The sequence below is a fragment of the Amycolatopsis sp. lyj-84 genome (assembly GCF_046549075.1).
Taxonomy (GTDB): domain Bacteria; phylum Actinomycetota; class Actinomycetes; order Mycobacteriales; family Pseudonocardiaceae; genus Amycolatopsis.
Window position 1 is genome coordinate 782,049 of the sequence record NZ_JAJPWO010000003.1, and the last position, 22,975, is coordinate 805,023.

The 22,975-nt window shown below is 69.1% G+C and carries 20 protein-coding genes and 1 other RNA gene; 16 read left to right on the top strand and 5 right to left on the bottom strand.

The genetic code is table 11. The features are described 5' to 3' along the window. Positions 1 to 44: 44 nt before the first annotated feature. From sfnG to ACLJRM_RS14005, 4 genes are read right to left on the bottom strand one after another with little or no spacing between them, the layout of a single operon-like run. Positions 45 to 1,172, bottom strand: coding sequence for a dimethylsulfone monooxygenase SfnG (gene sfnG / locus ACLJRM_RS13990; protein ID WP_101613758.1), 1,128 nt, complete (start codon positions 1,170 to 1,172; stop codon positions 45 to 47). A gap of 32 nt (positions 1,173 to 1,204) precedes the next feature. Next, a complete protein-coding gene (locus ACLJRM_RS13995) occupies positions 1,205 to 4,033 on the bottom strand; it encodes an AAA family ATPase (protein WP_410663160.1) in 2,829 nt (942 codons plus the stop codon). 31 nt (positions 4,034 to 4,064) lie between these two features. After that, complete coding sequence (locus tag ACLJRM_RS14000; protein WP_410663161.1) at positions 4,065 to 4,439, bottom strand: zf-HC2 domain-containing protein; 375 nt, start codon at positions 4,437 to 4,439, stop codon at positions 4,065 to 4,067. 2 nt (positions 4,440 to 4,441) lie between these two features. After that, positions 4,442 to 5,008 (bottom strand): sigma-70 family RNA polymerase sigma factor, encoded by a 567-nt coding sequence (locus tag ACLJRM_RS14005; RefSeq protein ID WP_410663192.1) that lies wholly within the window; start codon positions 5,006 to 5,008, stop codon positions 4,442 to 4,444. Between the two features lie 246 nt (positions 5,009 to 5,254). Between ACLJRM_RS14005 and ACLJRM_RS14010 the strand changes: the two genes are divergently transcribed. From ACLJRM_RS14010 to ACLJRM_RS14075, 14 genes are all read left to right on the top strand, one after another. Next, entirely contained in the window at positions 5,255 to 5,905 is a 651-nt protein-coding gene (locus ACLJRM_RS14010) for a DUF4142 domain-containing protein (protein ID WP_101612578.1), read from the top strand. Then, the gene (locus ACLJRM_RS14015; RefSeq protein ID WP_101612579.1) at positions 5,902 to 6,711 is read left to right on the top strand and encodes a ferredoxin; all 810 of its coding nucleotides are present in this window, start codon (positions 5,902 to 5,904) and stop codon (positions 6,709 to 6,711) included. Before ACLJRM_RS14010 ends, ACLJRM_RS14015 begins: the two co-directional genes overlap by 4 nt. Beyond that, on the top strand, positions 6,708 to 7,991 hold the full coding sequence (locus tag ACLJRM_RS14020; RefSeq protein ID WP_101612580.1) for an NAD(P)/FAD-dependent oxidoreductase: 1,284 nt from the start codon (positions 6,708 to 6,710) through the stop codon (positions 7,989 to 7,991). The genes ACLJRM_RS14015 and ACLJRM_RS14020 overlap by 4 nt, the downstream gene beginning before the upstream one ends. After that, a complete protein-coding gene (locus ACLJRM_RS14025) occupies positions 7,912 to 8,481 on the top strand; it encodes a hypothetical protein (RefSeq protein ID WP_233223105.1) in 570 nt (189 codons plus the stop codon). Before ACLJRM_RS14020 ends, ACLJRM_RS14025 begins: the two co-directional genes overlap by 80 nt. A gap of 14 nt (positions 8,482 to 8,495) precedes the next feature. Beyond that, an RNA gene (rnpB, locus tag ACLJRM_RS14030) (RNase P RNA component class A) lies at positions 8,496 to 8,885 on the top strand. A gap of 235 nt (positions 8,886 to 9,120) precedes the next feature. Beyond that, positions 9,121 to 9,984, top strand: coding sequence for an SCO6745 family protein (locus ACLJRM_RS14035; RefSeq protein ID WP_410663162.1), 864 nt, complete (start codon positions 9,121 to 9,123; stop codon positions 9,982 to 9,984). Positions 9,985 to 10,426: 442 nt separating this feature from the next. Further along, complete coding sequence (locus ACLJRM_RS14040; RefSeq protein ID WP_005166545.1) at positions 10,427 to 10,693, top strand: hypothetical protein; 267 nt, start codon at positions 10,427 to 10,429, stop codon at positions 10,691 to 10,693. A gap of 13 nt (positions 10,694 to 10,706) precedes the next feature. Continuing rightward, the gene (locus tag ACLJRM_RS14045; RefSeq protein WP_101612583.1) at positions 10,707 to 11,183 is read left to right on the top strand and encodes a hypothetical protein; all 477 of its coding nucleotides are present in this window, start codon (positions 10,707 to 10,709) and stop codon (positions 11,181 to 11,183) included. Between the two features lie 3 nt (positions 11,184 to 11,186). Beyond that, positions 11,187 to 14,144 carry an ATP-binding protein gene (locus ACLJRM_RS14050; RefSeq protein WP_101612584.1) on the top strand — a complete coding sequence of 986 codons (2,958 nt, stop codon included), beginning with the start codon at positions 11,187 to 11,189 and terminating at the stop codon, positions 14,142 to 14,144. After that, a complete protein-coding gene (locus ACLJRM_RS14055; protein WP_410663163.1) occupies positions 14,141 to 16,306 on the top strand; it encodes a magnesium transporter in 2,166 nt (721 codons plus the stop codon). Before ACLJRM_RS14050 ends, ACLJRM_RS14055 begins: the two co-directional genes overlap by 4 nt. 3 nt (positions 16,307 to 16,309) lie before the next feature. Then, positions 16,310 to 16,906: a hypothetical protein gene (locus tag ACLJRM_RS14060; RefSeq protein WP_101612586.1), complete on the top strand. Its 597-nt coding sequence runs from the start codon at positions 16,310 to 16,312 to the stop codon at positions 16,904 to 16,906. A 4-nt stretch (positions 16,907 to 16,910) separates the two neighbouring features. Next, positions 16,911 to 17,909, top strand: coding sequence for a C40 family peptidase (locus ACLJRM_RS14065; RefSeq protein ID WP_101612587.1), 999 nt, complete (start codon positions 16,911 to 16,913; stop codon positions 17,907 to 17,909). 93 nt (positions 17,910 to 18,002) lie between these two features. Beyond that, entirely contained in the window at positions 18,003 to 19,142 is a 1,140-nt protein-coding gene (locus tag ACLJRM_RS14070; RefSeq protein ID WP_410663164.1) for a hypothetical protein, read from the top strand. Positions 19,143 to 19,176: 34 nt separating this feature from the next. Further along, complete coding sequence (locus ACLJRM_RS14075; protein ID WP_101612589.1) at positions 19,177 to 19,374, top strand: hypothetical protein; 198 nt, start codon at positions 19,177 to 19,179, stop codon at positions 19,372 to 19,374. Positions 19,375 to 19,689: 315 nt separating this feature from the next. On the opposite strand, the gene ACLJRM_RS14080 is transcribed toward ACLJRM_RS14075, so the two are convergent. Next, a complete protein-coding gene (locus ACLJRM_RS14080) occupies positions 19,690 to 20,655 on the bottom strand; it encodes an AAA family ATPase (protein WP_101612590.1) in 966 nt (321 codons plus the stop codon). A 133-nt stretch (positions 20,656 to 20,788) separates the two neighbouring features. Here ACLJRM_RS14080 and ACLJRM_RS14085 point away from each other — a divergent pair, with 133 nt between their 5' ends. Then, positions 20,789 to 22,198 (top strand): RNB domain-containing ribonuclease, encoded by a 1,410-nt coding sequence (locus tag ACLJRM_RS14085; RefSeq protein WP_410663165.1) that lies wholly within the window; start codon positions 20,789 to 20,791, stop codon positions 22,196 to 22,198. Further along, positions 22,195 to 22,962, top strand: a complete 768-nt coding sequence (locus ACLJRM_RS14090; RefSeq protein WP_410663166.1) for a helical backbone metal receptor — start codon at positions 22,195 to 22,197, stop codon at positions 22,960 to 22,962. Before ACLJRM_RS14085 ends, ACLJRM_RS14090 begins: the two co-directional genes overlap by 4 nt. The last annotated feature ends 13 nt before the right edge of the window (positions 22,963 to 22,975 follow it).

The following is a 22,975-nucleotide window of genomic DNA, read 5'->3' on the forward strand; positions in this document are numbered from 1 at the left end:
CGGTAGTTGCGCGTGCAAGGACCGCAACTAGAGGACTACTTGCGTCAGGGGGCGGAGGTGACCAGGGGTTCGGGGGTGGCGGCGCCTCGCTCGAGGTCCGCCTCCTTGGCCCGGATCACCGGCAGCACGTGCTTCCCGAAGTGCTCGACGTCCTCCAGGTAGTGCAGGAAGCCGAGCAACAGCAGGTTCGCCCCGCGCTTCTTGTACTCGATGGCCCGGTCCGCGATCTGCTCCGGCGTGCCGATCAGCCCGGTGCGGAAGCCGTCGTTGTACTGCACCAGATCCTTGAACTCCGAGTCGGCCCACATCCCCTTCTTGTCCGATGTGGAGCCGCCCGCCTGCTTGACGGCGTTGCGGAATCCCTCGACGGCGTCGGTGTTCGCCTTCTCGACGATCTCCCGCAGCACGGCCTTCGCCTCGCTCTCGGTCTCCCGCGCGATCAGGAAGCCGTTGAGCCCGAAGCGGACGGCGTGGTCGTTCTCGGCCGCGTAACCACGAACCTCCGAGACCTGCTCGCTGAAGCCGTCGAAGTCCTTGCCGTTGCTGAAGTACCAGTCGGAGACCCGGCCCGCGAGCTTCCGCGCCGCGGTGGAGTTGCCGCCCTGGAAGATCTCCGGATGCGGCCGTCCCACCGGCTTGGGCTTGATGTCGAAATCGTGAATCCGGTAGAAATCGCCGTTGAATTCGGCGTGGTCGTTCGTCCAGAGTTCCTTCAGTACGCGAATGAACTCTTCGGATCGCCGGTACCGTTCGTCGTGTTCGAGCCATGCTTCACCCAGATTGGTGAATTCGTCCTTGAACCAGCCGCTGACCACGTTGACCGCCGCACGTCCGCCGGAGATCACGTCCGCGCTGGCGATGAACTTCGCGAGCACCCCGGGATGCCACAGTCCGGGGTGGATCGCCGCGATCACCTTCAGCCGTTGCGTCGCGAGCAGCAGCGCGAGGCTGAAACCGGTCGATTCGTGCTGGTAGGCGGCACCGTAGCTGGCCGTGTAGCGGACCTGGCTCAGCGCGTATTCGAACCCGCTGTTCTCCGCGAGGACGGCGAGATCCCGGTTGTACTCGTATCCCCAGTCGGTGCGCTGCTCGATGTCACTGGTGACCAGCCCGCCGCTCACATTGGGGACCCAATAGGCGAATTTGAGTGGTTCGGATTCGATTCCCGGCATGTCGCGGAGTGAACCGCCGCCCCCGGAAACCGTCAATCACCGTCCACGCGCTGGGAACGGCCGAGCGCGGTGCTCAATTCGGTCCGCCCGGTGATGCCGAGTTTGCGGTAGGCCCCGGACAAATGCAGTTCGACGGTGCGACGGGTCAGGTGCAGCGCCTCGGCGATCTCCCGGTTGGTGAGACCTTGTGACGCCATCACCGCGACGCGGTACTCCTGTTTGGTGAGGCCGTGCTCGTTGTCCTTCGCCGTCGCCATGCTCGCTCGCGCGTCCCGCAGCGCCTCGGCGGCCCGCCTCGCGAGCGGCCGCGCGCCGCAGTGCCTGCTCGACCGCGCGGCCTCCCGCAACGTGGCGATCGCCTTCTCGCCCTGGCCGTGCCGGGCCTGCAGCGCGCCGAGTTCGGTCAGCGCCTCGGCCAGCGCCAGCTTCGCCGTCGACCCGCCGAGGACGTCGACGGCCTTGGTGAGCAGGCGTTCGGCCTCCTCGTTGTCGTCGCGGGCCAGGCCCGCCGTGGTCAGCGCGCTGCCGAGGATTCTCGGCGCTCCCCAGCGTTCCGCGGCGTCGAGATCCTCTTCGGCGAGCCGGGCCGCCGCGTCGGTGCGCCCGAGCGCCAGCGCGGTGCGAGCGGCGTGCGCCCGCCAGGGGGCGAATCCGGGGAAGCGCATGCCGTGGTGTTCGAGACGGCGCCCGCAGCCGCGCAGGTCTTCGTAGCCGAGTTCCGGCTCACCGGTGGCCGCCCGGAGCCTGCCGCGGGCGTAAAGCAGGTAGTTGTGCGTGAAAAGTGCTTGGGTGGCCCCGAAATCGATCTTGTCCAGCAGTGCGTTCGCGACGTCGAACCGGCCGAGGTCGACCGAGGTCTCGATCAGCCTCGCCACGCACAGCACCGCGATCGGGCACTGGCTGGTGGCGCCGCGTTCGTCGAACTGCCGCACCAGGGATTCATAGTGGACACTCGCCCGCACCAGGTCGCCGCCACCCTGTAAGGCGATCCCGCGGGCGAGAGTGGCGAGCGCGCCCTTCGGCACGTGGAAATCCCACGGCAGGCGTTTGGTGTCGAGCACCTGGCAGAGCTTGTCGGTGAGCGCGGACTCGTCGGCGAGCACGGCCGTCGCGAGCGTGAAGAAGTACGGCTGCTCGAACAGTTCCGGCTGCTCGCCCGACAACGCCTCGCCGAAATGGCGGACGGCGTTCGCCGAAGAGCTTCCATTCCGGACGGTGTCGAGCGCGAGCAGACCCGAGCGGCTCTGCTGCGCGGCGGGGTCGTTCAGCGGCGCCCACTGCTGCTCGAAATCGCGGAAGTCCGGTGGCGGGCCGAGTCTGCTGCCCGCTTCGGCGAGATACGTCATGCACAGCAGCGGCCAGACGGCGTCGGGCCCGCCCGCGTCGAGCCTGGCGGCGAACTGGCCGGCGGAATTGATCGCCAAGCGCGCGTCCGGGCCGCAGCACAGCGAAAGGATCATGGCCGTCGCGACGAAGGCCGCGGTTTCGCGGTCGTCGATGTGGTCGACGGCCTCGCGCACCCTGGCGGGCGCCGAATCCGGGTCGCAGTGGAACTCCGCGTGCGCGAGCTGGAGCAGGATCGCCATCCGCTTGCGTTCGCTGAGCCGTTCTTCCAGTGCCCGCACCAGAAAACGGACGGAGAGTTCCGGATCGCCCCGGACCACCGAATGCCGGGCGGCCAGCCGCAGCACGTTCACCGCCCAGGGGATCCTGATCGCGGTCGCCTCCAGCAGGTGCGCGCCGACCCGCTCCGGCGCGGCGCCCGCCTCGTGCAGGAGCCGTGCCGCTCGCGACTGGGTGACCGCCCTGGTGGTGAGCGGCATGTCGGCGAGCACCGAATTGCGGACGAACCGGTAGGTCAGCGACGGCTGATGGCTGTTGGTCAGCAGGTGCACGCGCACCATCGTGTCGATGGCCTCCAGCGCGGTGATCTCGTCGACCCCGGCGAGCTGCGCCAGCAGGTCGAAACTCGCGTCCTCGCCCAGGATCGCGACGGCTTCGAGCATCTTCGGCGCCGCGGTGTACTCGTGCATGCGGACCCGCAGCACCTCGCCGATCATCGCCGACCCCGCGGTGTCCAGGTCCATTCCGGGGACGAGTCGTCGGCGCAGCGCGGCGAGCAGGTACGGGTTGCCGCCGGTGACCTCACGGCATTCTTCGGCGAACCGTCCGAGGGAGACACTGAGGAACTCCGCGACGTGCCGCGTTCCCAGCCCGCGCAGCCGGATCGTGGCCGGGGTGCAGCCGGACATCTCCAGCAGGGCGACCTCGCCGGTCTGCAGATGCCCGATCAGCGAGGTCAGCACGACCAACACCGGCAGGTTCTCCACCCGGTGCCGGATGTAGGCGAGACAGCGCATCGACCACGGGTCGGCGAGATGGATGTTGTCGATGCCGAGGAAGACCGGCCCCTGTTCGGCGGCGTGGCGGACGGTGTGGAAGAAGGCGTCGAGCGCTTCGGACTGTTCCTGTTCGTTCCGGGGACGGCGGTCCGGCAGGGATTCGGTGGCGTGGGGTGCCCGCGGCCTCGGTGACCCCGGCTCGGCGGGGGCGTGGGTGAGCCCTTCGATCAGCTGACGGCCGACGCCGCCGCTCAGATGCGTCTCCAGCCGGGAGGCGGTGGCGAGCGCGACGGTGAACCCGGCCGCCTTCGCCAGTTCTCCGCTCCGGGTGAGCACCGACGACTTCCCCATGCCGAACTCGCCGACCACCACCGCGCTCGTGGCGCGCCCGGTGAGGGCGGCCCGGAACAGCCCGGTGATCGTGTCGAGTTCGCTTTCGCGACCCAGCAGCCCGGCGGCGCGGCGCTTCGGTACCGAAGGCCCGCCGAAGGGACTCTCGGGATTTACTTCGGTATGCACCGTAGAGACCTTCGTGTCGGCTTGCGGCAGACTACTCGAACGTAAGCGGAATCGGGAGTAATCGCTGGTCGTCGAGGGGAGCAGGGGTCGAGATGTCCGCATCGGACGACATCCGCCGGAACCGGCGGGAAGACCGTGACGACACCAGCGCCGCGACGACGCACGCCAGGAAGACCACGACGAGGTTGGCCTTGATCGTCGACAACCGCCCGCAGCGCCGCGTGGCGCCGGGGGACAGGTAGCGCAGATCGGCCCTCGCCAGCGCGTCTTCCACCGACGTGAATTCCGCGACCTGGCGCCCGCAGCGCCCGCAGCCCTTCAAGTGTTCTTCGAAGGCGTATGCCTCGGCTTGATCGAGCACACCGAGCACATAGGCCGCGACATCGGTGTGTTTTACCTTTCGCATCCTCATCGCGAACCCAGCTCTCCTAACGACCGTCGCAATGTCCTCATAGCCGCGTACAGCCGTGATTTGACCGTTCCCTCCGGGATTCCCAATATCACCGCCGCCTCCCGGACCGTATGTCCGGTCAGATACGTCTCATAGATGACAGCCTGGTATTTGACGTCCAGATATCGTAGCGCTTCGGAAATGACGAGCGCGGACAGCGACTGATCCGTCCGGTCCGCTATTTCGGCGTTTTCAGAACTGTCCAGCTCCACCTCCTGTGGACGGGCACGCCGGTTTCGCCAGCCGTCGATCACGATCCGCTTCGCGACCGTGAGCAGCCAGCCGCGCAGCATTCCCGGCTCCCGGTTCAAGGTTCCCGAATGCTGCCAGGCGCGAATCAGTGTCTCTTGGACGACGTCCTCGGTCCATTGTTGATCATGGCCGGTCAGGTACAGGACCTGATTGAACAGTGTCTCCCGAAAATCCTTGTACAGCAACGAAATCAGCTCGTCGGACGGATCGTCGGACAGGTCGGCGACCCGGCGATCGCGGCCGAACTGACATCCTCTGCCCACTGCTTCCATAAGGTTCGCAACCTCCCCAGCGGTGGAGGATTTCACAGGTTCGTACACCGTAGCGCAGACTATCGCCGTGGGCCATGTGCAGTAGTGCTCTATTTACTATTAGTTGCCCGGTACGTATGGCGGCGATAAACGGTTCTAAATGTGTCGTGTGACGCACATCACACCCGGTGTCCGGACAGAGATCGAACCGGCCGCTCCGGTTCGCCGTACTCCCAGTGAGGTACTTTGTGGACGGGGACGGGTGAAATGATCTATCGACTGCTCGGAGTGGCGATCGGCTGCTTGGTGATATGGGCGGGAACGCCCACGGTCGCCTTCGCGGAAATCGACTCCCATGATCGGGAACTGCTCGTGCGGGTGCGGCAGGCGGGCTTGTGGGAGGGCCCGGTCAGCCGTCAGGCGGAAGAACGCGGGAGCGGGCAGCGGGTGCGGGAGGTCGGCCGCAAACTCGCCGACGACCACGACCGCCTCGACGCGCAGGTCCGCGAACTCGCTTCCAAGGTCCGCGTCGAACTTCCCGGCGAACCCACCGAGGAACAACGGTCCTGGGTGGATGAAATCACCGGCGCCGCCGGTGCCGACTTCGACCGCGCGTACGTCAACCGCGCCCGCGCCGCGCACGGCAGCATCTTCGGTCTCGCCTCCCAAGTCCGGGCCGCCACCCGTGACGACGCGATGCGGTCCTTCGCCCAGACCGCCGTCGACACCGTCATGCGGCACATGACCCTGCTCGAAAGCACCGGCATCGCCGAAACGACCTCGCTGATGGTCGTGCCCACCGCCGGCAACGAACTCGACGGCGGGGACATCGCGCTCGGCGTCCTCATGGTCGGGATCGCCGGAGGGGCGACCTTCGGTCTGGTGCGCGTGCTCGGCTCACCGGGCAGGCGCGCATGACGGCCTCGCTTCTCGCGGTCATCCAGGCTCCGTCGTCGCACGACAGCGGAGTCCGGGACATCGCCACGCTTTCGGCCCGCTTCGCCTACGTGACGATGTGCCTCACGCTGGCGTGGGGCGTACTGAGCGCCACCGGCTGGATCAGGCGCGTCACCGGACACGAGGCGTTGCGCGGCGGCCACGTCGTGCTCGCGGCGTTCACCCTCGCCACCGGCGTCGTCCACGGTCTGTCCTATCTCTTTCTCGACGACGAGTCGTTCGGCTTCGTCACGCTGCTGATCCCGTTCGCGGGCGGCGGGTTCGCGCGGCACGCGGCGGGCGTCGTCGGGCTCGAGCTGTTCATCGCCGTCTCGGTCACCGCCGCGTTGAGTCGTGGAGTGATCGGCCGCAACCGGCAGCGGTTCCATCAGGTCAGCTACTTCTCGGTCGGCCTGCTGGCGATCCACTCCTGGCTCGGCGCGTCCGCGAACGGGAATCTCGCGACGGTCTGGCTCGGCGGGATCACCGTGCTCACCCCGGCCGTCCTGCTCACCGTGCTCCGGGTGCTCCCGCCGCGGGCACTGGTCCGCCTCGGCCTGCTCGACGGCGAGACCGGCCGGGTCGCGTCGGTCCGGATCTCCGTCGACGACAAGAAGTGCCACAGCTACGCCATTTGCCAGGCTGAAGCGCCGCAGGTCTTCCAGTTACAGGGTGACGGCCAGCTGCGCTATCTCCGAAAACCCGGCGCCAAACAGGTGCCGCTGGTCCAGGCGGCGGCCAGAGCTTGTCCGATGCGAGCCATCCAACTGCAAGGGGCGGGACAATGAGCGAACGGATCGTCGTGGTCGGCGGCGGGCTGGCCGGGCTGCGCTGCGCGGAACGGCTGCGGGAACTGCGGTTCGACGGCGAACTGGTGATCGTCGGCAACGAGCCGGACCTGCCGTATCACCGGCCGGCGCTGTCCAAGCAACTGCTGACCGGCACCACGGATCCGGCGGAGATGATGCTCGCCCGGCTCGACGAGATCGACGCCGAATGGCGGTTCAACACCCCGGCCATGCATCTGCAGCCGGGCCGCCAGGTGGTCCACCTGCCCGGGGCGGAGGAGCTGCCCTACGACGGGCTCGTCATCGCCAGCGGCGTCGAACCGCGGCGGCTTTCCGGTGTCCCGCACGGACATCCGCGCGTGGTCGTCGTCCGGACGCTGGCCGACGCCGCCGAGCTGCGTGACAACCTCGCCGCCGACCACGGTCCGGTCGCGGTGCTGGGCAGCGGTTTCATCGGCTGCGAGGTCGCCGCGAGCCTGCGCGAGGTCGGGCGGGAGGTCACCATCATCGGCCGGTCGGCGACCCTGCTCGGCGAGGTCGTCGGCAAGCACATCGGGCAGAAGCTTTCGGCCCTGCACCGGGCACGCGGCGTGCGGCTCGCGCTGGGGGCGTCGATCGAGGACTGGCAGACCACGGCGAACGGCCTGCGGCTCCGGTCTTCCGACGGCTGGATCCTGGACGTCTCCTGCGTCGTCGTCGCGGTCGGGACCGTGCCGTCGATCTCGTGGCTGCGGGGGTCCAAACTGCCGCTCGACGACGGCGTCGTCTGCGCGCCGACCTGTCACGTGCTCGGGATGAACAACATCGTCGCCGCCGGCGATGTCGCGCAGTGGCCGAATCCGCGGTTCGACGAGGCCCCGAGACGGGTCGAGCACTGGCTCAACGCCGTCGAGATGGGCCGGGCCGCCGCGGAAAGCCTCCTGGCCGGGCCGCAAGCGTCGCAGCCGTTCGCGCCGGTGCCGCGGTTCTGGTCGGAACAGCACGGCGTGCGCATCCAGGCGGGCGGCATCCCGAAACTCGGCACCGACACCGTCGCGCTCGCCTCGCCCGTCGGCGGCGAGAAACCCGTCACCGGCTTCGTCCGCAAGGGCCGCCTCGTCGGTGTCGTCGGCCTCGACAGCCCGTCCGCCGTCCTCCACTGGACCAACGAGATCGCGGAACAGAACCCCGTCAGCCCGCAGGGAGAAACGGAGACGCCTGATGCGCCGATCGCGGTTGACCATGCTCGTCGTCATCGCGGCGCTCGTCGTGGGCGCCGCGATGTGGTGGCAGGCGGCTGATCCCGACGACCAGGTGGCGCTGACGGCGAGGGCCCCGGTCACCGAAACCCTCCCCAGCCCGCGCGTCCCGCCGTCCGGTACCTCGCGTCCCAGCACCCCCGAGGAGCCTCCGTCCGGCACGCAGCTCACCGCCGTCTACATGACGAAGATGGGGCAGGCCGTCCTCGACCAGACCGGAGCCGTCCTCTTCCGGTACGAACGCGACAACCCGCACAAGGCCCGCTCGGCGTGCCTCGGGGACTGCGCCGCGGTGTGGATCCCCATCACGACCACCGGCACGCCGGTGGTGACCGGCATCGATCCGGCGATCGTCGACACCATCAAGCGCCCCGAAGGCGCCAAACAGGTCACGCTCGCCGGGTGGCCGCTCTACAAGTTCGCCAACACCCGGCCCGGCGAATGGACCGGGCAGGGCACCGACCACCTCTGGTTCGTGGTCAAACCCGACGGGCAGCGCAACCTGAACTGCCTGCCCGCGCCCGTGCAGTAGGATTCGCCGACGGACGAGTCGGCAGGGCGGCCGCGAGCCGGGAGACCGGTTCGAGGAAAGTCCGGACTCCACAGGGCAGGGTGGTTGTTAACGGCAACCCGGGGCGACCCGCGGGACAGTGCCACAGAGAACAGACCGCCTCCGTTCGCGGAGGTAAGGGTGAAACGGTGGTGTAAGAGACCACCAGCGTCCTGGGTGACCAGGACGGCTAGGTAAACCCCACCCGGAGCAAGGCCAAGAGGGAGCCGCGAGGCTCCTGCGCAGACGATCGAGGGCTGCCCGCCCGAGTCTGCGGGTAGGCCGCTCGAGCCCGCCGGCGACGGCGGGCCTAGATGGATGGCCGCCACTCGCGGAGCCGCAAGGCGAAGCGAGGACAGGATCCGGCTTACACGCCGGCTCGTCCGCTCCTTCTCTCTTCACGCGCGTGCGCGTGCGGTGTGTGTCATGACGAAGTAGGAAGTCCGTGAAGGCCTCCTTACCTACCTTGAGCGTAGGGAAGGAGGCCTTCACGGACTTCCGGCGGCGGCGACCCACCACCCACCGCCCCCACCTGCGGAAGCGACAGCAAAGGTCCCTTGCTCCCCACCTCGGCCCCTTCGGACGCTGCGCCCCCTGTCTACTTGCCGGTAGGGTGCCCCCATGGGCGAAGCGAGTCGGGTCACGGGACGGTTCCGCGGGACGTTCGATGTACTGCATTCCCTTACCTACTTCGCACCCGAGACGGAAGCCGCGCTCACCGGCGCCGGGCTCCGTCCGGGGCGCATGACCTACTTCGCTGGCCGCGCGGCACCCATGGGCGCGGTGAGCCCGGGCGTGGTCGCGGCGACCTTCTACAACTTCAATCCCGAGCTGGTCGCCCGCTACATCCCGCGCGCCTGGACGCTGGCCACCCCCGAGCGGATCATCGAGGCCCGGTTCGAAGCCGTCGACGCGACGCTGACCCGGCTGCTCGGCAAGGACACGCTCGGCTCCGAAGCGGTCGCCGAGGCCGCCGAGCTCGCCCGCGAGGCGACCGGGGGCTGCCAGGTCGACGGCCGTCCGCTCTACGCCGGGCACGCCGACCTCGATTGGCCGAGCGAGCCGCACCTCGCCCTCTGGCACGCCATCACCCTGTTGCGTGAGCACCGCGGCGACGGCCACATCGCCGCGCTCCTCCTCAACGGTCTCGACGGGCTCGACGCCCTCCTCACGCACACCGCCACCGGCAAGGGCTTCCTGGCCGCCGCGGCCAAGGTCTCCCGGGGCTGGAGCGACGAGCAGTGGGACGGCGCGGCCGCCAAGCTCCGCGAGCGGGGCATCCTCGACGACGAGGGCGGCCTGACCGAGGCCGGGAACGATCTTCGCGAGCGGGTCGAGGCCGCCACCAACGCGGTGTCGACAGGGCCTTGGGAGCACCTCGGCGAGGAAAAGACCCAGCGGCTGCACGAGCTGTGCGGGCCGTTGAGCCGCCAGGCCGTCGAAGCCGGTGCTTTTCCCGCGAATGTGTTCTCGACGGGCCGATAATCACGCTATGTAGTGAAAATGCCTGTTAAGTTTTCGCTATGGGTAACGGAAGTATGACTTTCGCTTGATCGGCATCGATGATTTTTGTCGAATGCTTGCTCACCCAGCGGACTCGCGAGAAGCCACCGAACGAGTCATGTCACACTGGTCGCGGCCGGATTCTCGTCGGTCGGCCCGTACTCACAGTGAGCATCTTCCTCGCAACCGGGGGATTTCGTCGGCGCACTGCGAAATACGGGTGGCCGGGGTTAATCCTGACGACCCTTGCAACGATGATGGAGACCGTGGATGGTCGTGGTGCTGTGCCTCGCTCTGTGATTAGTAGACAAAACGACATCTACAGAGCGCGCTTTGACCGCTACGCCTCGTGACGCCATGATGTTCGAAGCACCACCGAGCCAGAACCGCGCGAACCCCCTCTCCGCGCACCGGGAGTAATGCGATGATGACCTTGACCACCCTCGACACGCTGGCCGCCGGCGAGCTCGGCACCGGCAACGTCCGCACCTGGCTGATCGACAACATCATTCCCCTGGTGCTGCTGGCCGTCGCACTTCTGCTGCTGTGGCTGGGTGGCGGCAAGGGGGACAACGCTGGTGTCATGCGCCGTCTCGCCGGTGTCGTGATCGCGCTGGCGATCATCGGCCTCGCGGTGAGTGGTGCCGGAGTCAACGTGGGCCAGTGGATCGCCGGCCTCTTCACGGGCTGAGGCAGGGCCCGCGTTGCGTATCCGCACCGATGACGAGGTTTACCGGGTCGATGCCGTGTGGCTCGGCCCGCCGAAAGCGACTTTTCCCTGGAGAGCCCGCTACGTCGCGTGGCTCGTCGGTATCCCGGTCTTTTTGCTCGTGCTCACCGCCGAACGATGGGCGGGCTGGAGCTTCGGGTTCTTCTCGACCGCCTGGGCTTTCGTCGCCACAATCGTGATCACCAGATTGATCACGTCCAAGATCAGCCACGAGCGCCCGCTGGGCGCGGTGGCCGGGATGGCGGCGAAAGAGCTCAACTCACCTAGAGAACGGACCACGGGTACGGGCGGCGCGGCCAGCGCTTCCCGCGTCCGGGTGCGGGCGACCCGCCCGCTGCCGAAGCACCGCAGGAGACGGCAGTACCAGTACGACGGCTACGGCGGCGGCGCCGGAGCTCAGGGAACACCACGAGCGCGTCGGAGCCGCCCTGCGGCTCGGGCCGGGAGGTAGTCGTTGTTCGGTCGCGGCGGAAGCCGAGGAAAACGTGATCGAGACCTGCAGCAGGGGGCCTGGAACCCGCCCCAGCAGGTCCGCTCCGCGCAGCCCAAGAAGGCCGGCAAGGGGAGGCGGCTGCCCGGCGAGGCGGCCATACCCACCTATACCCCGTCCATCGCGGCGCGAAGCATCGACGGGCACCTGTTACGCACCGGTTATGAGGTCTACGCCTGGTACCGGCTCGCGCCGCAGCGCTGGTCGTTCCGGTCGGACTCGCAGCGCCGCGACCTGATCGCGGCCATCGCGGGGCAGTACGCGGAGCTCCAGGGCCGCTGGCTGCACCTGCGCGTGACCAACCGGCCGTACCCGATCCGCATGTGGGCCGAGGCCCACGTGCACAACGCCGTCGGCCGTCCCCAGGATGTCCCGGGCGCGCTGTCTTTCGACGACTACCTCATCGGCGAGCAGCAGCAGCTGATGGGCCGCTCGATGGCCGAAAAAGAGGTCTACCTCGGCGTCCAGGTGCAGACCAGGCGGATGATCGACCGCGCGGTCGAGAGCGCCGCCCCGGTGCTGCGCAAGATCCTGCCGGAGGCCGTCGACGCCGAACTGGCCGCGCTCGACTCCGAGGTCGAGCACCTCGACCAGGTGATCGGCTCGGCCGGGCTCGAAGGCCGCCCGGTGCACGCCGAAGAGATGTCCTGGCTGATGCACCGCTCGTGCTCGCTGGGCCTGCCCGCGCCGCGCAACATGCCCGCGGTCCCGGGCGCGGCCTGGGAGCCCGAGGACCTCGCCAGCTTCACCGACGCGGCGGACTTCCACGCCGAGCCGTACGCGCCGACGGTCACCGTGCGCGGCCGCACCGGCTCGAACGCCGGGGTCTCGCGGCATCTCGCCGTGCTCACCGTCGGCCAGATGCACGGCCTGCAGATCCCCGAGGTCGACGACCCGTGGATCCAGCACGCCGACCGGCTGCCCGCCGCGGTCGAGGTGTCCGCGCGGATCTACGTCCGGCGGCCGGAAGAGGTCGCCGGTGAGCTGCAGCGCCAGATGAACAAGGTGCGTTCGCAGGTCAAGCACTACACCGACGAGCACGAACTGGAACCGCCGCAGTCGCTGGCGCGCCAGGCGGGCCGGGTGCTGGAGATCGACGACGAGATGACGTCGGGCTTCACCGCGCTGGCCACCCGCGTCCGCTCCTGGTGGCGGCTGGCCGTGTCCGGGCCGACCGAGCGTGACGCGTTGCGCCTGGCCCAGCAGCTTCTCGACCTCTACAAGCCGAAGATCGCCGTCGAGCATCCCGAAGCCCAGTACGCGCTGGCCCGGGAGTTCATCCCCGGTGAGCCGCTGGCCTCGGCGGCATACATGCGCCGCGGTTCGGTCGTGTGGGCGTCCTCGTCGGTGCCGACGGCGACGGCCGAGGTGGGCGACCGCCGCGGCATCCTGCTCGGCGAGACCGTGACGGCGACCCGGCGCCCGGTGGCGTGGGACCCGTGGATGGCGCAGGAGATCCGCGACGGTTCGGGTCTGACGGCGATGGTCGCCGGGCTCGGTGGCGGTAAGTCGTTCCTCGGCGGCGGCATTGTCTACAAGACGCTCCGCGCGGGCGCGCACTGGACGATCCTCGACCCGTCCGGCCCGCTTTCGCGGCTGTGCGATCTGCCCGAGATGCGGCCGTACGCGCGGAACATCAACCTGCTCAACGCGCAGCCCGGCATCCTCAACCCGTACCGGGTGGTCGCCGAGCCGCAGATCGAGCACTTCATGGACGAGGAAGACCCCGAGCGCTCGTGGCGGCGGGAGAAGGCCCTCGCGGGCGCCACGCGCCGTCGTCTCGTGCTCGACGTCCTCACCGGCGTCCTGCCGTACGAGGTCTCGCGGATGGCGCAGACCCGGATCGTGCTACTGCGCGCCGTCCGCGCGGTCGGTGGCCGGTTCGAAGCCGACCCCGGCCAGGTGATCGACGCGCTGCGCCGCGACTCCAGCGAGCACCACGAGCACGCCGTCGTCGTCGCGGACTTCCTCGACGAGATGCGCGAGCGGATGGCGCTGCTCATCCCGGAGACCGACGCGGACCCGTACGCCGAGACCCGTGACGACCGGATGACCGTGCTGACCATGGCGGGGCTGACCCTGCCCAAGGACGGCGTCCCGCGCGAGTACTGGACGGACGCGGAATCCCTCGGCGTCGAGATGCTGAACCTCGCCGCGTGGCTGACGCAGCGGTCGGTGTACGAGAAGCCGAAGGAACTGCGCAAGGGCGTCTGGATCGACGAGGCGTTCTTCCTCTCCGAGGTCCCGACCGGTCGCGTGCTGATGAACCGCTTCGCCCGTGACTCGCGAAAGTGGAACGTCCGCGTGCTGCTGTCCTCGCAGATCCCCGCGGACTTCCTGAAGATCCAGGGTTTCGTGGCGCTGCTGGACTCGGTGTTCGTCGGCCGTCTCGACGACGACGACGCCCAGGCCGACGCGCTGCGCCTGCTCAAGGTCCCGGTCGGCGTCGGCTACGAGCAGGTGGTGGCCGCGCTCGGCCGCCGTCCCGGCTCGTCACGCGATCTGCAACGGGACGTCGAGCCCCGCCAGTTCATCTTCGGCGACGGTGCCGGCGGCGTGGAGCGGATCCGTGTCGACTTCTCCGGGCCGCATCTGGAGCATCTGCGCCGGGTCATGGACACCACGCCGGGCTCGCCCGACGCCAAGCCGTCCAGGCCGGGCAACGAACTCGCGGTCCCGCAGGAGAAGCAGTTCGTGGCGTCGCCTCCGGAGGAAGACGACTTCGAGCTCGAAGAGGATCTCGAGCTCGCGGCCGAACTCGAGGTCGGCCTCACCGACGAGCAGATGCTCGGCGCCCCGGACCCACTGGCGGCAGAGACGGGCGAAGTACAAGGCGCCGTCCAAAATGGACACATCACGAACGGGGAAAAGGGCGAGCACGCGCGCGCCGGCAAGGGTGGCACCGGCAGGGATGCCGCATGAACACGGTGATCACGCTGGCGTGCGTCCTCGCGCTCGCCGCCGGCTGGCACGCGCTGCGCCGCCGCCTCAAAGAGGGGCCGCGGCCGGGCAAGAGCAGGCCCAGCCGCCGCGCGACGATGTTCGTCGTCATGCTGATCCTGGGGCTGCAGGCCGTGGCGACCGCTCCGGCGGCGTCGGCGGCCGCCTGTGGCGAAGCGCCGAACCCGGAACGGCCCGGCGCGGGCATGGTCGGCGCGCTCGACCCGCCCGCGACCGCTCGCGGTGAAGGCGGCAGCCCGTACAACGTGTACGGCTACGCGGGACACGTCTGGGACACCTACGAAACCGACTGTGGCCCGTTGGCCGGGATCACCTCGCCCAACTCGACGATCGACACCTGGGCTGGCAACCAGCTCTTCAACATCGGCAAGAACCTCGTCGGCGCCACGAACTCGCTGCACTACACCGTGCTGCAGGGAAGCCTGCTCAGCCCGTTGTACAACGCGGTCAAGGCCGGGGCCGAGAAGGTCTACAACAACATCTACGCCCAGTTGTTCGGCCTCGCCGCGCTGATCATGTCCATCATGTTGTTCCGCAACATCTGGCGTGGCGATCTCGCGGCGGTCAGCAAACGGGCGCTGTACGGGCTGGCCGCGGTCTGGCTGGCCGCGTCCTCCTTGGCGCTCTTGAGATTCCTCGATCCGATCGACAACGCGATCGTGCAGACCACGACCAACATCCAGGCCGGGTTCATCGACGAGCCCAAGACGCCACCGCCGACCCAGCCGCCCCCGCCCTCGGCACAACCGTGCCAGGCGACCCCGGAGGCAGTCGCGGCTCGCCAGCCGTGGGACCGGGTCCCGACCGAATTGCATTGCCGGGTCGTCTATGACAACTGGCTGCGCGGGGAGTTCGGCAGCCCGGACTCGCCGCAGGCGCTCCAGTACGGCCCGCTCCTGCTGGACGCGCGTGCCTTCACCTGGGGCCAGATCCAGCAGGGCGGCGACGCCGACACCGCGCTGGTGGACTCCAAGAAGGCGGCGTTCAAGGACATCTCGACCAAACTCGGCCCGGCGACGGGCTATTTCACGGGTGAGGACGGCAGCCGCGTCGGCGCCGGTTTCCTTTCCCTCGGCCAGGGAATCTTCTACTCGCTGTTCCAGTTGCTCGCGAAGGCGACGGTCCTGCTCGCGCAGGTGCTGATCAGGATCTTCGTCCTGACGGCTCCGCTGATCGGGCTGATCGCGCTGCTCCAGCCGCAGATCATGCAGCGCATCCTCAAGGTCGTCGGCGCGGTCGCCTTCAACCTCATGGTGCTTTCCGTGCTGGCCGGGGTGCACACGCTCCTGCTGGAAGCGATCTTCACCGCCGGGAACTCGCTTTCCCTGCTGACGAAGATGGCGCTCGCGGCCATCATCACCGTGTTGCTGTTCATGATCGGCCGTCCCGTACGACGACTGTGGCAGATGGTCGAGATGTCCGTCGGCATGGTCGGCGGCGCGGTGCCCTCGCCACGCGGCGGTCTCTTCTCCCGCTTCCGCAAGAAGAACAACGAGGCGACCCCGCAGGACGCGTTCTGGCAGAACGTCCGCGACACCGACGACGTCGTCGACGGCGACCTTCGCGGTCCTGTCGGCGCGACGGTCGGCGGCGGGCGGTTCCGGCCGGAGGCGACCATCTTCGCCAGCTCCCAGCGGCTCGACAACGGTTCCGGCGCGATCCGGCCCGCGGCGGCCTGGTCCGGGGCGCCGTGGCCGGGCGCGGTCGGCGGAGGTGGCGGCATGCCCGCGCTTCCCGCCGGTGGCGGCGGAGGCGTTCCGGTGTTCGGCCAGTACAACCCGTCCGCGGGCACTCCCGGCGACTCCATGTTCACCTCCGGTGGGCGGAGCCCTGTCCAGATCCCGAGCCGCCGGGTCGACACCTCGCCGGTCGCCGACCGGCGCTGGAGCGACGAGCCGGAGCCGGTCGTGGTGCCGTCGCGGATGAACTCCGCCGGTGGCGGCTACACGACCCCCGACTTCTCGGGCACCGTGCCGGTGCAACCGGGTCCGTCGTCGCCGCGTCCTCGCCGGGTCGATCCCGAGGTCGTCGCGGGCAAGCCGGTCTTCGTGCTGTACCGGCCGTCGCGCGGGCTCGAGGTCCGCGAGGAAGTCCGCGACACCGACCACGCCGTGGGTCGGTGATCCATGCCGATCCGGACCAACCGCGGGCGTACCGCGGTCTATCGCAGACTGTGGGGCTGGCCGTTGCGCTCGCCCCGGCATCTCATCGGCACGCTGGTCTTCCTCGCGGTGGTGCTCACCGCGGTGGGCATCCTGTTGCCCAAGGCCATCGGCAAACCGGGGCAGACGGCCACCGGGACGAGTTCCTCGGCGACCTCCACCTCACGTCCGGGCGTCGCGGCGCCGGTGACCGTGACGTCGACGTTGCCGCCGCGGCTGACCACCCAGCCGCCACCGTCTTCCGCACCACCTGACCAGAGCGGTGTCCGGGTCGCCAAGGAATGGGTGACGGCATGGGCGAACCATCCCGACGGTACGACGACCGAGCAGTGGCTGAACGGCTTACGGCCGTACACCACCGAGGAATACCTGGCCGGGGAAATGACGACGGTGGATCCCGCGAACATCACCGCCACGAAGGTGACCGGGGAGCCGCAGGTCGTGTCCTCCCTCGCCGGATCGATGGAGGTGGATGTCCCGACGGACGGGCCCAAGGTCCGGGTCACCGTCGCCAAGCTGAACTTCGGGTGGCGGGTCACCAAGTTCACGCAAGCGAGCTGACCCGATGAAGATCGGGATCATCGTCGGCGTGCTGATCGCCGCGGTCTTCGCCGCGGTGGTCACCACGAGCACGGTCTCCAAGGTGGTGACCGACCACATGGAGGCGCAGGCGGGCAGCGTCGTCAAGACCTCCTGTGACGCGTCGATCGGGCCGACCCTGCCCGGCCAGACCGATCGCGGTTCTTCGGACATCAACAAACTCGACGAAGAACAGCGGGGGATCGTCGCGCTGATCATCTCGATCGGCAAGCAGCGGACCCTGTCCCCGCGCGCGTGGCAGGTGGCGATCCAGGCCGGGATGACCGAGTCCAAGCTGCGGAACCTGACCCACGGCGACCGCGACTCGCTCGGCATCTTCCAGATGCGGCCGTCGATGGGCTGGGGCACCGTCGCGCAGGTCACCGACCCGCCGTACCAGGTCAACAAGTTCTTCGACGTGCTGCTCGCGGTGCCGGACTGGGAGAACATGCGTCCCGGTGACGCCGCCCAGCGGGTGGAGCGCTCCGGCTTCCCCGACCGGTACCACAACTGGGAGCCGATGGCGGCGCTCCTCGTGCAGAACGAGGGCCAGATCGTCGACGTCGTCGGCTGCGGTTCGAGCGTCGGCAGTGTGGTGCCGCCGAGCCAGGCCGCCGCGCAGGCCATCAAGTTCGCGCTCGCCGAGCAGGGCAAGCCGTACATCTGGGGCGCCACCGGACCGAACAGCTACGACTGTTCCGGGCTGATGCTGCGGTCCTACGAGTCGGCCGGGATCATCCTTCCGCGGGTTTCCCGGGACCAGTACAAGGCGGGCGCGATGCTGCCGGTGCGCCAGGCGCAGCCCGGTGACCTGCTGTTCCTCGCCACCGTCCCGTCGAACCCGGCGACCATCCACCACGTGATGATGTACCTGGGTGAGGGCAAGATCGTCGAGGCTCAGCAGACCGGCGTCCCGGTGCACATCCGCGACTTCTCCTTCGACGAGGCCGAAGTGGTCGCGCAGGCGGTCCGCCCTGGCGTTTAGCATGGTGAACGCGTGGTTTCGCGACCGCGGGACCATCGGATTCACCCGAAGTGGCGGCCTGTCCACCGGCAAGCGGCCGCACACTGGCAGAGGATGAAGAACGTGGCACGGAAATTCGGAAGGCGAGGCAAGCCCGCGGCGGGAGGCGGCCAGGAGGTCGATCCCCGCGATCTTTTCGGTACCCCTCAGCCCGCGCGGCAGGCCGCCAGACCGGCGTCGAGCACGCCGCTGGCCGATCAGCTGAACCAAGGCTGGCCGGGAGTCGACCCCGGTTACGTCGTGTTGCCGAGATCGCTGGCCGAGGGGATGTCGCTGCCCTGGCAGCAGCAGATGGCCGCCCTGCTGGCCCAGTTCCACCACGAGAACGCCCACCTCGCGTGGCCGATCTACCGCGTCGTCCCGTCGCGCTACGAAAAGCTCGTCGACCTCGACGAGGAGCAGTTGGCGGAAGCCGGCTACCTGGTCGAGATGGACACCGAAGGCGAGATGATCTACCGCGAGCGCAGCGGACGGAAGATCGAGGACCCGGCGAGCACCACGGTGCTCGTGTCCTGCCTCGATCCGATCCCGAAGCCCGTGCAGCGTCAGGCGCCCCCGCCGCCTTCGCAGGCCGCGCCGCCCGTGACCGGGCAGCCGCCGCGCGCCCCGGCGCCGATGAACATCGGACCCGCGCCGGTGTGGCGCACGGTCGCCCCGCCCGCCGGGCCGCCCGCGCCGCCGCTGCCGGGAGGCCACGCGGCACCGCAGGCACCACCGCCCGCCGCGCCGCAGGCGCAGCCCCCGCTCTCTCCGCCGCCCATCCGTCCTCAGCCCGCGCAGATGCCGCCCCCGTCGGTGAGCGCGCCTCCGGCCACGCCGGAAACTCAGTCCGCCGCGCCACCCCAGGCCGAGCCACAGCCGGAGTTGCCGCAGCCCTCGAGCCCGCAGCCCGTGAACCCGCCGCCTGCCGCCACGCCGCCTGCCACACCGCCACCGGTCACGACTCCGCCACCTGCCGCGATGCCGCCCAACGCGGCTCCCTTGCCGCAGCCGACGTCGCCTTCTTCGCCGCCGCAGGGCATCCCCGTCGCGCCGGAGCCCGCCACGCCGCCGCGCGGTCTTCCGCTGCACCGGGGCTGGTTCGACGAACTCGGCGAGAACGTGCCGGAAAGCTCGAAGGTGGACCAGCCCGAGGGCGGCGAGTTCGGCCCGACCGGTGATCCCACGGAGATCCCGTACCGCTACCGCAAGTGATGACAGGACGTCCGGGTGATGTCACGCTAGACGTATGTCGAGCGACCCGAACCCGGATCAGGGCTGGTACTACAACACCAAGACGAACCAGGTCGAGCACCTGGAACGAGGCCGGAGCGTGGACCTCCTAGGCCCGTACCCGGACGAGGCGACGGCCAGGCGTGCCCTGGACATCGCCAAGGAACGCACGCGGCAGGCCGACGCCGAAGACTCCAAGTGGAACGGTGACTGAGCCTCCTCGTGAGTGGTTAGGACGGTTAGAGCGGACCGGTGTTTGCCTACCTATGCGTGACCAGGGCGAAGGTGCGGCGCTCACGCGTGTGCCGGGCGTTGACGATGAAGGAATGGGGACGTTGAGTGTCCCGATTCCTTCATCGTCGACGGGGGGCGAGTGGGGAGGATTTGGGACGTTGAACGTCTCAAATCCTCCCCACTCGCCCACATCGGCATCCAGAACAAGGTTTACAAGCTCACCGAGATGACATCGGTATCCAGTGGGCAGGCAAATACAGGTCCACCAGAACCGCCCTTACCACTCACGAGTAGGTCAGGCGTCCTGCCGTGCCAGCACCGGGCCCAGCACGAACTCCGGATCCACCTGCGCCGTGAGGTCCTCCCCGGCCCGCCCGCTGCCCCAAGCCCGCGCGTTGCGCAGGTGGAACTCGACGCCCTGACGCTGGTAGCGCGCCCAGTCCCGCTGTTCGGCGTCGACGGTCGCGAGCATCGAGCCCAGCGTCCCGAGGTTGTGCGCCTCGAGTTCGCCGATCGGGCGCGCGCGGCCGCGTTCGGCGGCGCGGACGTGCCGCGAGTTCTCCATCCAGCCCAGCAGCGCTTCGCCGACCTCGTCGCGCAGGAAGTCGATGTCCTCGTCCTCGGTCACCTTGTTGCCCACGACGACCAGCCGCACGCCGAAGTCCCGCGCGTAGTCGGCGTACTGCCGGTACACGCCGACACTGCGCACGGTCGGCTCGCACACCAGGAACGTCACGTCGAACCGCGTGAACAGCCCGGACGCGAACGCGTCGGCGCCGGCGGTCATGTCCATGACCACGTATTCGCCCGCGTCGTCGACCATGTGGTTCAGCAGCAGCTCCGCCGCGCCGACCTTCGAGTGGTAGCAGGCGACACCGAGGTCGTCCTCGTCGAACTGCCCGGTGACGCCGAGCCGCACGCCGCCGAACTCGCGGAAGCAGGCCTGGAAGATCGGGTTGTCCTCGAACGGCCGGACCAGCCGTGACCCGCGTCCCGGCGGGGTCGTCTTGATCATCGAGGCCGCGTCGGCGATCCGCGGGTTGTCGCCGCGCAGGTATTCCTTGATCAGGCCCATGTTGTCGCCCAGCGTCGGCCACGCGATGGCCTCTTCCTCGCTCGCGCCGAGCGCGACGGCGAGGTGCTGGTTGATGTCCGCGTCGATCGCCAGTACCGGTTTCCCGCCGCCGGCCAGGTACGCGGTGAACAGCGACGCCAGCGTGGTCTTGCCACTGCCGCCCTTCCCGACGAACGCGATCTTCACGCCACGGCCCTTCCTGTCGTTTTGAAAAGGGTATCGGTTTTCATTTCGGCCGTAACGTACACCCGACCGGCCCGCGCCCGAACGGGCGATCACCGGGGCCGACTCGGGATAGGGTTGGGTGGTGCCTCCACTCGTGATCAGGACACACACGGCCGGAGGGGACTTCGGTCGCCTGCGAGCCGAGTTTTCGCTGCCGGAGTCGTTCGGGCCCGACGTGCTCGCCGAGGCGGAGGCGGCGGTCGTCGACCCGCTCGAGTCGGCCGGGGAACGCGAGGACGCCACCGGCCTGCCCTTCGTCACCATCGATCCGCCCGGGTCCAAGGACCTCGACCAGGCGGTGCTCATCGAGCGCGTCGAGGGCGGCGGGTTCCGGGTCCACTACGCGATCGCCGATCTGGCCGCGTTCATCCCGCCGGGTGGCGCGCTCGACAAGGAGGCGCGGCGCCGCGGGCAGACGCTCTACCTGCCCGACGGGAACGTCCCGCTGCATCCGCCGGTGCTGTCCGAAGGCGCGGCGAGCCTGCTGCCGGGGGAGACCCGGCCCGCCGTGCTGTGGACCATCGACGTCGACGCTCAGGGTGAACCGACCGCCACCAACGTCCGCCGGGCGCTGGTCCGGTCCACCGAACAGTTCGACTACGAAACCGTCCAGGCCTCGATCGACGCGGGGAACCCGCATCCGTCGGTCGCGGCGCTGCCGGAGCTGGGCCGCCTGCGCCGCGAGCTCGCGATCCGGCGCGGCGCGGTCGAACTGCAGCTGCCGGAGCAGGAGATCAGCGGGGATCCCGACGGCGGCTGGGCGCTGATCCAGCGGCCGCGCAACGACGTCGACGCGTGGAACGCCGAGATCTCGCTGCTCACCGGGATGGCGGCGGCGAAGATCATGATCGACGCCGGGATCGGTGTCCTGCGCACGCTGCCGCAGCCCGACGCCGAGGCGGTCGAATGGCTGCGCCGGTCCGCGCACGCGTTGAACATCGAGTGGCCCGAGGGCAAGAGCGCGTCGGAGTTCCTGGCCGCGCTGGATCCCGGCCAGCCCGCGTCCATGGCGCTTTTCGCCGACACCACAAGGCTTTTGCGCGGCGCCGGGTACACCGCGTTCGACGGCGAGCTGCCCGCGCTGACCACGCACGCCGGGATCGGCGGCGCGTACGCCCACGTCACCGCGCCGATCCGGCGGCTGGTCGACCGGTTCGCCACCGAGATCTGCCTCGCCGTGAGCGTCGGCCGCGAAGTACCCGCGTGGGTGCGCGCGGCGCTCAAGGAGGTGCCGGAGCAGATGACCGCGTCCGACACGCTGGCGGCCAAGGTGGAACGGGCCTGCATCGACCAGGTCGAGGTCTGGGTGATGGCGGAGCACATCGGCGGCGAGTTCGGCGCGATCGTGCTGCGCGCGGAGGAGACCAAGGCCGAGATCCTGGTCGAGGATCCGCCGGTGATGTCCAAGTGCACCGGCGAAAAGCTGCCGGAAGGCGAGCGGATCCGCGTCCGGCTCACCGCGGTGGACGTCGACAAGCGGAAACTGTCCTTCGAGCGCGCATGATCGACGACCTCGGGGAAGTGGTCCCGCTGCAAGGGCCCGCGGCGCGGGTGGTTTCGCTCGTGCCGTCGCTGACCGAGGCCGTCGAGGTCAGCGCGCCGGGGCGGCTCGCGGGCGCCACGGACTACTGCACCCATCCGGTCGATCTGGACGTCCCGAGGGTAGGGGGCTCGAAGTACCCGAACGTGGACAAGGTGCTCGAACTCGCCCCGGATCTGGTGCTGGCCAACTCCGAGGAGAACCGGCCGGAGGACGTGGAACGCCTGCGCGCCAACGGGATTCCGGTCTGGGTGATGGAGGCGTCGGCGACCGTGCCGAGTGCGCTCGCCTCGATCCGGCGGATCCTGACGCAGGCCTACGACCTCACCGAGCCGGAATGGCTGGTCGAGGCCGAAGAGGTGTGGCGGGAGACCCTGCCGGAGCGCTTCCGCGCGGTGGTGCCGGTGTGGCGGAAGCCGTGGATCGTGCTCGGCCGCGACACCTTCGGCGGCGACGTCCTGCATCGCGTCGGAATCGGCAACGTCTACAAGGACGACGAGGAGCGTTACCCGCGTCCGAAGCTCGAAGAGCTCCAAGCGCGCTTCGCGGGCGAAGAGGCGAACCTGCTCGTACTGCCCGACGAGCCCTACGAGTTCACCGCGGACGACGGGCCCGAAGCGTTCCCCGGCGCGAAGTACGTCCTGGTCTCCGGACGCCATCTCACCTGGTACGGCCCTTCGCTCGTCGAGGCCCACGCCGCCCTGCTCCGAGCCCTCGGCCTCGGCTGAAGCAAGGGACCTT

Bases quoted from the DNA above. Each gene is read 5' to 3' on its own strand.
- ACLJRM_RS14015 (WP_101612579.1), top strand. From the start codon at position 5,902: ATGACGGCCTCGCTTCTCGCGGTCATCCAGGCTCCGTCGTCGCACGAC.
- ACLJRM_RS14090 (WP_410663166.1), top strand. From the start codon at position 22,195: ATGATCGACGACCTCGGGGAAGTGGTCCCGCTGCAAGGGCCCGCGGCG.
- ACLJRM_RS14035 (WP_410663162.1), top strand. From the start codon at position 9,121: ATGGGCGAAGCGAGTCGGGTCACGGGACGGTTCCGCGGGACGTTCGAT.
- ACLJRM_RS14065 (WP_101612587.1), top strand. From the start codon at position 16,911: ATGAAGATCGGGATCATCGTCGGCGTGCTGATCGCCGCGGTCTTCGCC.
- ACLJRM_RS14075 (WP_101612589.1), top strand. From the start codon at position 19,177: ATGTCGAGCGACCCGAACCCGGATCAGGGCTGGTACTACAACACCAAG.
- ACLJRM_RS14025 (WP_233223105.1), top strand. From the start codon at position 7,912: ATGCGCCGATCGCGGTTGACCATGCTCGTCGTCATCGCGGCGCTCGTC.
- ACLJRM_RS14060 (WP_101612586.1), top strand. From the start codon at position 16,310: ATGCCGATCCGGACCAACCGCGGGCGTACCGCGGTCTATCGCAGACTG.
- ACLJRM_RS14010 (WP_101612578.1), top strand. From the start codon at position 5,255: ATGATCTATCGACTGCTCGGAGTGGCGATCGGCTGCTTGGTGATATGG.
- ACLJRM_RS14000 (WP_410663161.1), bottom strand. From the start codon at position 4,439: ATGCGAAAGGTAAAACACACCGATGTCGCGGCCTATGTGCTCGGTGTG.
- sfnG (WP_101613758.1), bottom strand. From the start codon at position 1,172: ATGCCGGGAATCGAATCCGAACCACTCAAATTCGCCTATTGGGTCCCC.
- ACLJRM_RS14070 (WP_410663164.1), top strand. From the start codon at position 18,003: ATGAAGAACGTGGCACGGAAATTCGGAAGGCGAGGCAAGCCCGCGGCG.
- ACLJRM_RS14040 (WP_005166545.1), top strand. From the start codon at position 10,427: ATGATGACCTTGACCACCCTCGACACGCTGGCCGCCGGCGAGCTCGGC.
- ACLJRM_RS14055 (WP_410663163.1), top strand. From the start codon at position 14,141: ATGAACACGGTGATCACGCTGGCGTGCGTCCTCGCGCTCGCCGCCGGC.
- ACLJRM_RS14020 (WP_101612580.1), top strand. From the start codon at position 6,708: ATGAGCGAACGGATCGTCGTGGTCGGCGGCGGGCTGGCCGGGCTGCGC.
- ACLJRM_RS14005 (WP_410663192.1), bottom strand. From the start codon at position 5,008: ATGGAAGCAGTGGGCAGAGGATGTCAGTTCGGCCGCGATCGCCGGGTC.